General features: G+C 63.9%; 11 protein-coding genes and 3 pseudogenes. 11 read left to right on the forward strand and 3 right to left on the reverse strand.

Going from position 1 to position 13,002, the window contains the following annotated elements:
• Positions 1-18 precede the first annotated feature (18 nt).
• From ABLE85_RS17030 to ABLE85_RS17055, 6 genes are read left to right on the forward strand one after another with little or no spacing between them, the layout of a single operon-like run.
• Entirely contained in the window at positions 19-795 is a 777-nt protein-coding gene (locus tag ABLE85_RS17030) for an ABC transporter ATP-binding protein (protein WP_348793967.1), read from the forward strand.
• A complete protein-coding gene (locus ABLE85_RS17035; RefSeq protein WP_348793898.1) occupies positions 788-3,004 on the forward strand; it encodes an ABC transporter permease in 2,217 nt (738 codons plus the stop codon). The genes ABLE85_RS17030 and ABLE85_RS17035 overlap by 8 nt, the downstream gene beginning before the upstream one ends.
• Positions 3,004-3,837, forward strand: coding sequence for a phosphoenolpyruvate hydrolase family protein (locus ABLE85_RS17040; protein WP_348793899.1), 834 nt, complete (start codon positions 3,004-3,006; stop codon positions 3,835-3,837). Before ABLE85_RS17035 ends, ABLE85_RS17040 begins: the two co-directional genes overlap by 1 nt.
• 28 nt (positions 3,838-3,865) lie before the next feature.
• Complete coding sequence (locus ABLE85_RS17045) at positions 3,866-6,058, forward strand: flotillin domain-containing protein (RefSeq protein WP_348793900.1); 2,193 nt, start codon at positions 3,866-3,868, stop codon at positions 6,056-6,058.
• A gap of 30 nt (positions 6,059-6,088) precedes the next feature.
• Positions 6,089-6,526 (forward strand): SRPBCC family protein, encoded by a 438-nt coding sequence (locus tag ABLE85_RS17050; protein WP_348793901.1) that lies wholly within the window; start codon positions 6,089-6,091, stop codon positions 6,524-6,526.
• A gap of 7 nt (positions 6,527-6,533) precedes the next feature.
• Positions 6,534-8,102: a zinc-binding dehydrogenase gene (locus tag ABLE85_RS17055; protein WP_348793902.1), complete on the forward strand. Its 1,569-nt coding sequence runs from the start codon at positions 6,534-6,536 to the stop codon at positions 8,100-8,102.
• Positions 8,103-8,132: 30 nt separating this feature from the next.
• On the opposite strand, the pseudogene ABLE85_RS17060 reads toward ABLE85_RS17055, so the two are convergent.
• Positions 8,133-8,207: pseudogene (locus ABLE85_RS17060) on the reverse strand (IS6 family transposase); the annotation flags it as partial.
• A gap of 526 nt (positions 8,208-8,733) precedes the next feature.
• Between ABLE85_RS17060 and ABLE85_RS17065 the strand changes: the two are divergent.
• Positions 8,734-9,153 (forward strand): universal stress protein, encoded by a 420-nt coding sequence (locus ABLE85_RS17065; RefSeq protein WP_348793903.1) that lies wholly within the window; start codon positions 8,734-8,736, stop codon positions 9,151-9,153.
• On the opposite strand, the gene ABLE85_RS17070 is transcribed toward ABLE85_RS17065, so the two are convergent.
• Entirely contained in the window at positions 9,120-9,473 is a 354-nt protein-coding gene (locus ABLE85_RS17070; RefSeq protein WP_348793904.1) for a hypothetical protein, read from the reverse strand. The two genes, ABLE85_RS17065 and ABLE85_RS17070, sit on opposite strands and share 34 nt — an antisense overlap.
• 53 nt (positions 9,474-9,526) lie before the next feature.
• On the opposite strand from ABLE85_RS17070, the gene ABLE85_RS17075 reads away from it, so the two are divergent.
• Complete coding sequence (locus ABLE85_RS17075) at positions 9,527-9,727, forward strand: DUF1858 domain-containing protein (protein ID WP_348793905.1); 201 nt, start codon at positions 9,527-9,529, stop codon at positions 9,725-9,727.
• 10 nt (positions 9,728-9,737) lie between these two features.
• Here ABLE85_RS17075 and ABLE85_RS17080 read toward each other — a convergent pair whose 3' ends face one another.
• A complete protein-coding gene (locus ABLE85_RS17080; RefSeq protein ID WP_348793906.1) occupies positions 9,738-10,442 on the reverse strand; it encodes a Crp/Fnr family transcriptional regulator in 705 nt (234 codons plus the stop codon).
• 209 nt (positions 10,443-10,651) lie between these two features.
• Between ABLE85_RS17080 and ABLE85_RS17085 the strand changes: the two genes are divergently transcribed.
• From ABLE85_RS17085 to ABLE85_RS17095, 3 genes and pseudogenes are all read left to right on the forward strand, one after another.
• On the forward strand, positions 10,652-11,095 hold the full coding sequence (locus ABLE85_RS17085) for a pseudoazurin (protein WP_348793907.1): 444 nt from the start codon (positions 10,652-10,654) through the stop codon (positions 11,093-11,095).
• Positions 11,096-11,180: 85 nt separating this feature from the next.
• Positions 11,181-12,385 (forward strand): annotated as a pseudogene (locus ABLE85_RS17090) (NnrS family protein).
• 274 nt (positions 12,386-12,659) lie between these two features.
• Positions 12,660-12,989 (forward strand): annotated as a pseudogene (locus tag ABLE85_RS17095) (DDE-type integrase/transposase/recombinase); the annotation flags it as partial.
• Positions 12,990-13,002 lie beyond the last annotated feature (13 nt).

Consider the following 13,002-nt stretch of genomic DNA (forward strand, 5'->3'; position numbering starts at 1 on the left):
CGACCGCCAGTGGCCGAGATTTCAGTTGCATCCCGCCTGCAAGGCTCCGGCGCCTACGCGCTGGAACTGGAGGGCATTGCACGTCATTTCGGTGCACTGGTGGCGTTGACGGGTGTCAATATGAGGATCGCGGCCGGCGAGCGGCGCGCGGTCCTCGGCTCCAACGGTGCCGGCAAGACGACGCTGTTCAACGCCATCACCGGCGACTTCCTGCCGACCGCCGGGCGCATCCGCTTCTTTGGCGAGGACATAACCGACCTGCCGCCGCATGAGCGCATCAGGCGGGGCTTGCGCCGGACCTACCAGATTTCGCAGCTCTTCAAGGGGCTGACGGTTCTGGATTCGATTTTCCTGGCCTGCCGGGGCGTGTCGCGAAGGCGCTTCTCGGTGCTGCGCCCTTCCGCCAACGACGTGAACATGGTGCAGGCGGAATCGATCCTCAACGCGGTGCATCTCGAACGCGACCGGGATGCGCTGGTGGCGACCCTTTCGCACGGCCAACAGCGGCAGCTGGAGATCGCGCTGGCGCTTGCGGGCGCGCCGCGCTTCATCCTGTTCGACGAGCCGGCCGCCGGCCTGTCTCCCACCGAACGGCGCGACCTCGTGGCCATCCTCAACGCGCTGCCGAAGCACATCGGCTACATCATCATCGAGCATGATCTTGATGTTGCGCTGCGCGTCTCGGAATATGTGTCGATGATGCACAACGGCCGGCTGTTCAAGGAAGGCACGCCGCAGGAAATCGAAGCCGACCCGGAAGTGCAGGAGATCTATCTCGGGGGCAAGCATGGCTGAACGTGCTTCTTCTTCCGGCAAGGCCGTCCTGCGGATCGACGACCTACAGGTCTACTACGGCGAAAGCCACGCCCTGCAGGGCGTGTCGCTGGCGCTCGAAAGCGGTGTGCTGTCGGTGGTTGGCCGCAACGGCATGGGCAAGACGACGCTGTGCAACACCATTACCGGCCTGAAGCGCGCGCGGTCCGGTTCGATCCGCGTCAACGGCCGCGAAATCTCGTCGCTCGAGCCGCACGAAATCCACCGCCTCGGCGTCGGCTATGTGCCGCAGGGGCGGCGCGTCTGGCCGAGCCTGACCGTTGACGAGCATCTGCGCCTCGCCGCCAGCCGCCGCGATGCGAACTGGACCGTCGAGCGCGTCTACCAGACTTTTCCGCGCCTTGCGGAGCGTCGTAACAATGGCGGCGCACAGCTTTCGGGCGGCGAGCAGCAGATGCTGGCGATCTCGCGCGCGCTGCTGAGCGACCCGAAGCTTCTGGTCATGGACGAGCCGACCGAGGGGCTGGCGCCTGTCATTGTCAGCCAAGTCGAGCAGATGCTGATCACGCTCGGCCAGGAAGGCGAGATGGCGATCCTCGTCATCGAGCAGAACATCGGCGTCGCGACGGCGGTTTCCGACAATGTGGCTATCATGGTCAACGGTCGCATCAACCGCATCATGGACGCCAAGGCGCTGGCCGCCGACCGCGACCTGCAGCAGCGATTGCTGGGCGTCGGCCGGCATTCGGAGGAGGAAACTGTCACCCCGGCGGCGGTCGCCGAGGCGCAGGAGCAACTGGCTGAGGTCTACCGCATCGAGCGCGGAGCTGGCAATGCCGGACAAGCCGAACAGCCGGCCAGCGGTATCTACCGCCCGGTGACCAGCCTGCCCAACCGCTGGAACGTGCCTGTCACCGCCATGCGGCAGGCGGCGGTGGAGAAGGTAGCGCCGCAGGACGATCTGAAGAAGGTCTTCGCCATCCCCTTCTCCGAGCGCATCGGGCGTACCGTGCTCGTCGCCGGAACCTTCGATACCAAGGGCAAGGAACTGCGCTTCATCGCCGACCGGCTGAAATCGCTCGGCATTCCGGCCCGCACCGTCGATCTCTCCACTTCGGGCAAGCCGTCGAGCGTCGATGTGACGGCCATGCAGGTGGCGAGCATGCATCCCTTTGGCGCGTCCGAGGTGATGTCGGGCGATCGCGGCAAGTCGGTCACCGCAATGGCCGAGGCCTTCGCCCGCTGGGTGGAGCGCGAACCGCGACTTGGCGGCATCATTTCGGCCGGCGGTTCGGGCGGCACGACGCTTGCGACAGCCGGCATGCGCGCGCTGCCGGTCGGCATCCCGAAGATCATGGTCTCGACCGTGGCGGCCGGTGACGTCGGCAAATATGTCGGGGGCGCCGACATCATGATGTTCCATTCGGTGGCCGACGTTCAGGGGCTGAACTCCATCACCGAGCAGGTGCTTGGCAATGCCGCGCATGCCATGGCCGGGATGGTGGCGCAGCTGCCCGACGCGCAGGCGTGGGAAGAAAAGCGCAAGCTGGCGCGTCCCGCGGTCGGCATCACCATGTTCGGCGTCACGACCCCTGCCGTGCAGGCGGTGATAAAACGACTCGAAGCCGACTATGACTGCCTGGTCTTCCACGCCACCGGCACCGGCGGACGTGCGATGGAAAGCCTGGGCGATTCCCGGCTCCTCGCCGGCTTCCTTGATCTCACCACGACCGAGGTCGCCGACATGATCGTGGGCGGCGTGTTCCCCGCCGATCAGGACCGGTTCGGCGCGGCGATCCGCACCGGGCTGCCCTATATCGGCTCGGTCGGCGCGCTCGACATGGTCAATTTCGGGTCGCGCGAGAGCGTTCCCGACAAGTTCAAAAGCCGCAAATTCGTGATCCACAATCCGAACGTGACGCTGATGCGCACGACGCGGGACGAGAACCGCGCCTTCGGCGAATGGATCGGTGCGCGGCTCAACCAGATGAACGGGCCGGTGCGCTTCCTGTTGCCCGAGGGCGGGGTGTCGATGCTCGATGCGCCGGGCGGGGCGTTCCACGACCCCGAGGCCGACAACGCGCTCTTCGAGGCAATCGAGCGCACGGTGCGCCAGACGCCGCAGCGCCGCATCCAGCGAGTGCGCGCCAACATCAACGACGCGGCCTTCGTGGACGCGGTCATAGAGGCATTCCAGTCGACGATGCCGAAGCTTCAGAGGAGAGCGTAATGCCGCGTTTCGAGCGATCCGCGCTGGTCGAAAGATTCCAGGAAATGAAACGCCGCCGGGTGCCAATCGTCGGCGGCGGCGCGGGTACCGGGCTCTCCGCGAAATGCGAGGAGGCCGGCGGCATCGACCTCATCGTCATCTACAATTCCGGCCGCTACCGCATGGCCGGCCGAGGCTCGCTGTCGGGCCTGCTCGCCTATGGCAACGCCAATGAGGTTGTGATGGAGATGGCGCGCGAAATCCTGCCGGTGGTGCAGCGCACACCGGTGCTGGCGGGCGTCAACGGCACCGATCCGTTCCTCATCCTCGACCACTTCCTCGACCAGGTGAAGGCGATCGGCTTTGCCGGCGTCCAGAACTTCCCGACAGTGGGCCTGATCGACGGCACCTTCCGTGCTAATCTCGAAGAAACGGGAATGTCCTACGGGCTGGAGATCGACATGATCCGCAAGGCGCGTGAGAAGGATCTTCTGACCACGCCTTACGTGTTCAACGCCGACGAAGCAAAAGCCATGGCCGAGGCGGGCGCGGACATCGTTGTCTGCCATCTGGGCCTGACCACCGGCGGCTCCATCGGGGCGGAGACCGCGCTGAAGCTGAAGGACTGCCCGGCGCTGGTCAACGAGTGGTCCGAGGCCGCGCTGGAGGTCAACAAGGACATCATCGTCCTGGTGCATGGCGGGCCCGTGGCCGAGCCGGAGGATGCCGAGTTCGTGCTGAAGAACACGGCCAACTGCCACGGCTTCTATGGCGCATCGTCGATGGAGCGTCTGCCCACCGAGCGGGCGCTGACCGAGCAGACAAGAAAATTCAAGTCGGTCGCCTTCGGCTGACTGCAGACTATCCGGGGAGGACAGGGACATGGCCGCGCAGACCTTTGGCACTTTGCTACTGTGGCTCATCATTTTGGTCATCGCCGTGGTGGTGGCCGTCTACATTCTGAGATGGCTCTATCGGCGCTCGACCAAGGAGACGGCCTTCGTGCGCACCGGCTTCCTGGGTGAAAAGGTGGTGGTGAATGGCGGCGCTTTCGTCATTCCCGTGCTGCACGAGATCACCCCGGTGAACATGAACGTCATGCGCATCGAGGTGCGGCGTGAGAACCAGGCGGCTCTGATCACCAAGAACCGCATGCGCGTCGACCTGATCGCCGAGTTCTTCGTGCGCGTCGGTGCGAGCCGGGAGCTCGTGGCGGCAGCTGCCCAGACGCTCGGCCGACGCACTATGCAGGAGGGCGGCTTGCGGGAACTGCTGGAAGGCAAGTTCGCCGCTGCCATGCGCACGGTTGCGGCCCAGATGACGCTCGAGGAAATGCACGAGCTGCGCCGCGACTATGCAGCCAAGGTGCGCGAGCTGGCAGCGGAGTCTCTCGCCGCCAATGGCCTTGAGCTCGAAAGCGTCGCCATCGTCGACCTCGACCAGACCAGCCTCGAATTCTTCGACCCGTCCAATGCCTTCGACGCCGAGGGCCTGACGCAGCTGACCGAGTCCATCGAGACACGGCGGCGCATGCGCAACGAGATCGAGCAGCGCACGCTGGTCGATATCCGCAACCAGAACCTCGACACCCAGCGCAAGGTGCTGGAGATCGATCGCGAGACCGAATATGCGCGGCTGGAGCAGGAGCGCGAGGTGGAGATCCGCCGCGCCGCCCAGCGCGCCGAGCTTGCCCGCGAGCGCGCCATGCGCGACCAGGAGGCCGAGCAGGCGCAGCTTCTGGCGCGCGAGGCCGTGGAGAAGTCGCGGCTGGCGCAGGAGCGCAGCATCACCGAAGAGCGCATCCGCAGCGAGGAAGAGACCCAGCGCCGCGAGATCGCCCGCCGGCGCGCGCTCGACGAAGCCGAACTCAAGATGCGCGAGATGACCGAGCGCGAGCAGATCGCGCTGGAGCTTTCGCTCGAAACTGCCCGCATCGGGCGCGAGCGCGCCCAGAGCGAGCTGGAGATCGAACGCAAGAAGGCGCTGGAACTGGTCGAGCTCGAACGCCAGATCGCGCTTGCCAAGAAGGCGCTCGACGTGACCAAGGCGGAAGCCGAGAAGCGGCGCGGCGAGATCGTCGCCAACCAGCAGACCGAAGCCGAGCGGATCGCGCAGGAGCGCGCCCTTGACCAGATCCGGCTCGAACGCGAACGGCATCTGGAAGCGCTGCAGATCGCCAAGCGCCAGGCCTTCGAGGAGGCTGAGATCGCAGCGGCCGAGGAAGTCGAGCGCGCGCGCATCACCACCGAGCGCGGCATCGAGGAAGCCAAGCTCGTCAAGGAGCGCGAGCTGCGCCAGCTGGCCGTCGACCGCGACCAGAAGGTGGAGATGGCCGAAATCCAGAAGGCTATCGACATCGCCAAGAAGACGCAGGAGCGTTCTTCTGCCATCGCGGCCGCCGAGTCCGTGCGCGCCAAAGCCATCCAGGCCGAGGAGCAGGCCCTCACCGCTCGCGAGAAGGAAATCGCCGAGCGCCGCAAGGTGACCGACCTGATTGCCGCCGCACGCGAGGCCGAGCGCGAAGCGATGCGGGTGACGGCTGCTGCCGAAGCCGAGATGAAGGCCGCCAAGAGCCTTGCTGAGGCGCAGAAGATCGCCGCGAATGCTGCTGCTGAGGCGGAAAAAATCCAGGCTCTGGCTGCCGCCCAGCGCTACGAGGTCGATGCCGCGGGCCAGCGCCTGCTCAACGAGGCAGAAAACCTGCTCACCGACGAGGCGCGCGCCGGCCGCCTGCGCGGCAAGCTGCTGGAGCGGCTCGAAGGCATCGTGCGCGAGAGCGTCAAGCCGATGGAGAAGATCGAAGGCATCAAGATCCTGCATGTCGATGGCGTCCATGGCGGTCCCGGCGGCGGCAATCGCAACGTCACCGACGAGGTGATCGACTCCGCCCTGCGCTACCGCGTACAGGCGCCGATGATCGACAATCTCATGAAGGAGATCGGCATCGAGGGCGGCTCGCTCGGCCGCATGACCGACGTCCTGCGCGATGCCAAGGACATTTCCAGCCTGACGCGCGACAAGAAGGGCAAGACCGGGAACGGCAAGGACGACAGCGACGACGATCGCGATCGTTGATGCGGCGCCAGGTGATCAGGGGATAATCCAATGCCGAAAGTCTATGTCTCTTCGGTGGTCAACGCGCCGGCGGCCGATGTCTGGCAGGTAGTGCGCAACTTCAACGGCCTGCCGGACTGGACGCCCTTCGTGGCCGAAAGCCGCATCGAGCAGAACGCCCGGCCCGACCAGATCGGCTGCATCCGCAATTTTACGCTGAAGGATGGTGGGCGCATCCGCGAGCGGCTTTTGGCGCTTTCGGACTACGATCTCTCCTGCACCTATTCGATCCTCGAAAGCCCGATGGGGGTGGAGAACTACATCGCCAAGCTGGCGCTGACGCCGATCACCGACGGCAACGCCACCTTCTGCGAATGGGAGGCGGAGTTCGACTGCGCGCCGGAGCGGGAGGCTGCCTTGATCCAGCAGATCGGCAGTGGCGTCTTCCAGGCCGCGTTCACTTCGCTGAAGAAGCGCTTCGCGCGCTGACGTCCAGATGGTTCAGGTCTGCCAGAGCACGATCATAGATGCGCCGATTTACGAGGTCTGGCGCGTGCTGCGCGATTTCAACGGGCATGACCGCTGGCATCCGGTGATTGCGTCAAGCGCCATCGAAAACGGCGAGCCGGTGGACGCGGTCGGCTCGGTCCGGCGCTTTCGCCTCGCCGATGGCGGCGAGCTGCGCGAGCAGTTGCTTTCCCTCTCCGACAAGGAGTGCCGGCTGACCTATTGCCTGCTGGAATCGCCGCTGCCGCTGATGGGCTATGTCGCCTCGATCCGGCTGAAGCCGGTGACGGACGGCAACCGCACCTTCTGGGAGTGGCGCTCCGAGTTCCACCCGCCGGCCAGCCGGCGCGAGGAACTGGTGCGGCTGGTGACCGAGGGTATTTATCGGGCCGGCTTTGCTGCTGTCCGCAAGCTTTTGTCGGCGGGGCAGAGGCAAACTCCAGTTGCCGCGAGCGTCATGGACGCGCCGGCCGTCGCGCGGCCCATGCCGAAACTGGTCGAAGCCGTGTCGGCGGACGGCGCAGATCGCACTCGGGCCATCGTCGTGGCAAAACATGGCGGGCCGGAGGTGCTGGAGTTCCGTGAGATCGGACTGCCCGAGCCGGCTTACGGCGAGGTTCGCATCCGCCATACCGTCATCGGCGTGAACTTCATCGACGTCTATTGCCGCACCGGCTATTTCGATCTGCTCAGTCCGCCGGGCGTGCCGGGCATGGAGGCGGCTGGCGTCATCGAGGCTATTGGGCCGGGCGTTTCGGGCTTTTCGGTGGGCGAGAGGGTGGCCTATGGCTGCCCGCCGGTCGGCGCCTATAGCGAGCGGCGCAACATGTCGCCGGAATTACTGGTGCGCCTGCCGGAGGACATTTCCGACGAGATCTCCGCCGGCGCGTTGCTGAAAGGTGTCGCGGCAAGCTTCCTGCTGCATGACGTGCAGCAGGTGCGGCCCGGCAGCGTCGTGCTGGTCCACGCGGCGGCCGGTGGCATCGGGCAGATTCTCGTGCAATGGGCGCGGCATCTGGGCGCCACCGTCATCGCCACCGTCTCCAACGACGACAAGGCGCGGCTGGTCGAGCGGCTCGGCGCCCATCATGTGATCGTCTACACCAGCGAGAACTTTTCGGATGCGGTGATGGAAATCACCGGGGGCCGAGGGGCCGATGTCGTCTATGACGCGGTCGGCAACGACACCTTTGCCGGCTCGCTCGCCGCGCTTGGCGTGCGCGGCCATCTCGTCAGCTTCGGCCAGGCTTCGGGTCCGGTCGGCAATTGGGACATCGGCCGATTCTCGTCCAAGTCGATCACCGTCTCGCGCCCCAACTACGGGCACTTCACCGACACGCAGGACAAGCTTGTGCCGCATGTGCACCGCTTCTTCTCGGCGCTGCGGCAGGGGATCGTGCGTATCGATACACCGCGACGCTATCCGCTCGCCCGGGCGGCGGACGCCCACCGCGACCTCGAATCCCGGCGCAGCATTGGCTCGCTCGTTTTGGTGCCGGCCTCTCCGCCAGCGCCAAACGCGGCCTCTTCACTGGGTTCTGTTGCAACGACTGGATGAGAGCGCAAAGAGGACCTGCTGCGAGGTCAATCACGCCGCGAGGATTTCAAACTGCTCGGCCAGGGATGGGCTCGAATTGAAGGCGTATCTGGCCTGTCGCTTGCGCTTCAAGGGGTCGGAACAAGAACTGTTCCCAGCGACACGCGGCCCTTTTCAACCAAAAACAGCAACCTCCTTGTTAGTTGGTTCTGCCGTATATGTGGAACGGAGATGTCATGTCTGGATGGCGCCCGCTTGGCAATGTGATTTTGGATGCTGATCGAGCTTTGCAGTGGGGTGCAGTCATGTCTCCGGCAGCATGATATGACCGCTGGCCCTGTAGTTGCGGCATGTTATGCAAGAAGTTTTCGAACCGTTTGCGTGTGATCGAGTGCGGCCTTCTGCCAGGCCTAGGTGCGGTCTAGCGGGCTGCTCCAATCCCCGGCTCGACCGGTTTGTCATCACATGATCGTTCACCCTCGCAAACGGAAAAATCGAAAGACATCGTCGTCTAATTAGCGGGCTGGCAATGCTCCGGCGGAGCGTTCGTTCCGATGCCAAAGGTGGCTCCTAATGTGACTGCGCCCAGCTATGGACGTTTCGCACTCATGATGCTGTGATGCACGCGCGATCCAAGAAAGGGAGGTCAATCTTGTACAGTCATATTCTCATAACGACCGATGGTTCAGAACTTGCGCAGAGAGGCGTCGACCATGGACTAAAGCTTGCCAAGAGCCTCGCCAGCAAAGTCACAGTCCTGACCGTAACTGAGCCATACCCGTTGCAGAGCGCAGCCACTGTTGAATCTTGGACCAGTGCCCAAAAAGAGCATGCCGACGCGGCGCTGGCTACGGCCGATGCCACCGCCTCTAAGATGGGCTTGAACGCCGAATTGGTTCAGACCACCAACAGTTCCCCGGCCGAGGCGATCGTGGAGACGGCAAAGAAGCTTGGCAGCAGTCTGATCGTAATGGCCTCTCACGGGCGCCGAGGGGTCAGCAGACTGCTGCTTGGCAGTCAGACTGCGGAAGTCGTCCACTACTCAGCCATTCCAGTTCTCGTCGTGCGCTGACGCTTGCCTGTGGAGCCCTCTGAATAGGGGGCTTTCATTGCCTCCTCGGCATTGCGCTCGCCGATCTTCCCGATGGCGATAAGCTGCTTGGCCATCGAGATGACGAACACGTGCTTCTGGTACACCGCGGAGCAGAGATATTCCTCGTTCATGAACTTTACAAAAAGCAGGTGGCGCGACGCGTAAGCTCGAACACCAGCAGGAAGCGCAGCTGATCGCAGCCGCGCAGCAACCGTGACGTTGCCAAAGACCGCCTGTGGCGAAAATGGGCGAGAGCGAAGCGGCGCCGCGCGATCGCTCGTCTGTTTGTCCGCGCGCAACAAAACGGCGCGCCTCTTGCTTCATCATCGGGCTTTATAAGCGGTGAGCTGCGATGAAGTCACGTTTCGATCATGACATGACGATGGATACCATCATGCGCCGATGGCCCGGTACGATCCGGGTCATCCTCGATCACGGCATGCTATGCGTCGGCTGCCCCATCGCCTCGTTTCACACAGTTTCCGACGCCGCCAGGGAGCACTCACTGGACGAAGACAAGCTGATTGACGACCTGACGAAGGAGATGAAGTGAATGGGAAGGATCAGCCCTTGTTGGTCTGACCTTCGGCGAGCGCGAACAGACGGTGCGGTTCGACCACGGTTACCTTCTGGCGGCCGCTCTTGACCAGACCTTTCTCTTCCCAGGCGGTAAGAAGCCGGCTAACCGTGTGCAGCGTCGTGCCGGTCATCTCGGCGATGTCCTGCCGCGAAATCGGGAAATCGATCAGTATGCCTTCGTCGGTTTTTCTGCCCGTCTGCTTGACGAGCCGAAGCAGGGCATGGGCGACGCGCTGTTCGACCTGCTCGGTGGCGAGCTCGACGACGCCTGCCTGCATTTCCTGAAGGCGAGCTCCGACCGTCTTGCGGGTGCCGGCGCCGAAGCTCGGAAAAGCCACGGCCATTTCCAGCCACAGATTGCCGGGCCAGGCCAGCACGACGCAATCGACGGCGGCGACCGCGCTGGCCGGATAGGTGGTGCGCCCGAGCGCATGCGCTATGCCCATCGGTTCGCCGGGGCTGATGTAGCGGACGATCACCTGCTGGCCATCGGGAGTCGTCTTCACGACGCGGACGTGGCCGTCCAGCAGCAGGAAAAAGGAATGTGCGTCACCTTCCTGCTCGAAAACCGCCTGGTCTTTGGCGATGCGCAGCGACCGCGCCTTTTGGAGTATGCCGTCCAGGTCGGCCGGAGCCAGTCCCTGGAATATCGGCAAGTCGGCAATCAACGAGCGATCGAGTCGGCTCAATTGTCCCTCCTGGTCGGCACGCGAACCCACTGCGCGAATTCATGGACCGCTGTCGAGCGCCAGAATGTCACAGGCCGGCGGACGGCGGCAAGCGGTGCAGAATTCCTGAAATTCCGGTCAAGTTTGCGGTGGATCAAAGTTCTTGGCGCGGTCGCGCTCTAGAGAAGGCCGACGGCTGGAGCCGTGATGCAAGGACAAAGGAAAAGACGATGAAACATGCAGTTGCGATTGCGGCCACCTTCGCGGCCGTCCTCCTGGCCGGCGCCGCCCAGGCCGCCGATCACCAGATCCAGATGCTGAACAAGGGCGAGAAGGGGTCCATGGTGTTCCAGCCCGATTTCATCGTTGCAGAACCCGGCGATACGGTTACCTTCGTGCCGACCGACAAGTCCCATGATGCCGAGAGCATCATGGACATGATCCCCGAGGGGGCGATGCCTTTCAAGGGCAAGATGAGCGAGCAGATCACCGTCACGCTCGACAAGGAAGGGGTCTACGGCGTCAAATGTACGCCGCACTACGGCATGGGCATGGTGGCGCTGATCGTGGTGGGCAAGCCGACCAACCTCGAACAGGCCAAGGCGGTCAAGCAGACGGGCAAGGCCAAGAAGGTGTTCGAGGAGCTTCTGGCGCAGGTGCCCGCGGGCGAGTGAGCCTTGGCGGTCAGGCCAATCAGGTCTCCAGAACTGGCCGGGTGGACAGGCTCTGCCCGGCCTTTGCTTTTGAAAGGAGTGCATCATGGCCATTCCTCACGTGCGGCCTGGCAATTATCCCGCAGTTCTGTCCTTTGGGTTTCGCCCTTCTTCCTGCTTGGCTCGCTCTATGCTGGCCTCACCGTCCTGATGTGGCTGCCGATGTTTTACGGGCGACTGGAGACAGCCAGCGTCTTTGCGCCTGTCGACTGGCACGTCCACGAGATGATCTTCGGCTATGTCGCGGCCATCGTCACCGGGTTTTTACTCACAGCCATTCCCAACTGGACCGGCCGGCTGCCAGTCCAGGGCCTGCCGTTGGCGGCATTGGCGTTGCTCTGGCTGGCTGGCCGCTTTGCGGTGTTCTTCTCGGCCGACATCGGCTGGCTGGCAGCTGCGGTTATCGACAGCGCTTTTCTGCTCGCGGTCGCCGTGGCGGCAGCCGTCGAAATCGTCGCCGGCCGCAACTGGCGCAACCTCAAGGTCCTGGTGCCGGTCGGCGTTCTCTTCGTCGCCAATATCGTTTTCCATCTGGAGGCGCACCTAGAGGGCGAAACGGACATTGCGCGCAGGCTCGGCGTTGGCGCGACCGTGCTGCTGATCATGATCATTGGCGGACGCATCATCCCGAGCTTCACCCGCAACTGGCTGATGCGCGAATATCCCGGGCGGCTTCCAGTGCCGTTCAACCGCTTCGATGCCGCGACGATTGTCTGCTCGGCGCTCGCGCTTGTGGCATGGACCTGCTTTCCTGACCACGCGGCGAGCGGGCTCATGCTGCTGGGGGCAGGGGGGCTCAACATTGCGAGGCTTTGCCGCTGGGCCGGCGATCGTACCTGGCGCGATCCGCTGGTGCTCATCCTGCACGTTGCCTATGCCTTCGTACCGGCCGGGCTCCTGCTGGCCGGGCTTGCCTCCCTTCTGCCCGAAGTCGTGCCGCCGGCAGCAGGTCTGCATGCCCTCGGCGCGGGCGCGATCGGGACCATGACGCTGGCGGTGATGGCGCGGGCGACGCTCGGGCATACGGGGCGCGAACTGCACGCCAGCAATGCGACTTGCCTGGTCTTTTCAGCTGTCGTTGTATCGGCCCTGCTGCGCGTGGCCTATGCCTTCATTCCCGCCGTTACGGTCTTGCTGCATGTTTCGGCCGCAGCCTGGACGCTGGCCTTCCTCGGCTTTGCGGCGCTTTACGGCGGCATGCTCTTGCGTCCGCGCCTGCGGTCTCGCCAGCCCAACCCTGCGCCGTCTTGATGACGTACCAGTTGTCGCATTTGCAGAACAAGAAAGGCCCGGATCTCCCACAGGGTGCTGTGGCATTGTTTGAGGCCGGGCGTCCGGAAAGCTCGGTATAACGATTTCAAGCAGCCTGCGCAGCTGCGGCCGTCCACTGGTCCGTCGCACTGAGACGATGATCGCGGCCTTCCTTTCATCACCGTGCCAAACCCGCCTTCGCGGAGATTGTGGTACTAATGGCCCACGTCTGATCATCTTCATTCAGCGCTAATGGTGGCGTCGCCTTAACCGGCTCAAGGGCCAAGGGATGGCACCGCGAGTTATGGTGACCGACAAACTTCGCTCTTACAACGCCGCGAAGGCTGAGTTGATGCCAGGAGTCGAGCATCGGTCGCATAAGGGCCTGAACAACCGAGCCCAGAATCCTCCTCTGCGCCGACGAGAGCGACGCATGATGCGCTTCAAGTCGACGCGGCAGTGCCAGCGTTTCGTCTCAACTCATGGACAGATTGCCAATCTCTTCCACCTTCATCGCAAACATCTGACCGCCGCGAAACACCGGCAGCCGCGAGTTCATGCCATCACGGTCTGGCGCGAAATCGCCTGCTCGATCACTGCCTGAAATTCGGCATACG

The organism is Mesorhizobium sp. KR1-2 (assembly GCF_040045035.1).
Lineage (GTDB): Bacteria > Pseudomonadota > Alphaproteobacteria > Rhizobiales > Rhizobiaceae > Pseudaminobacter.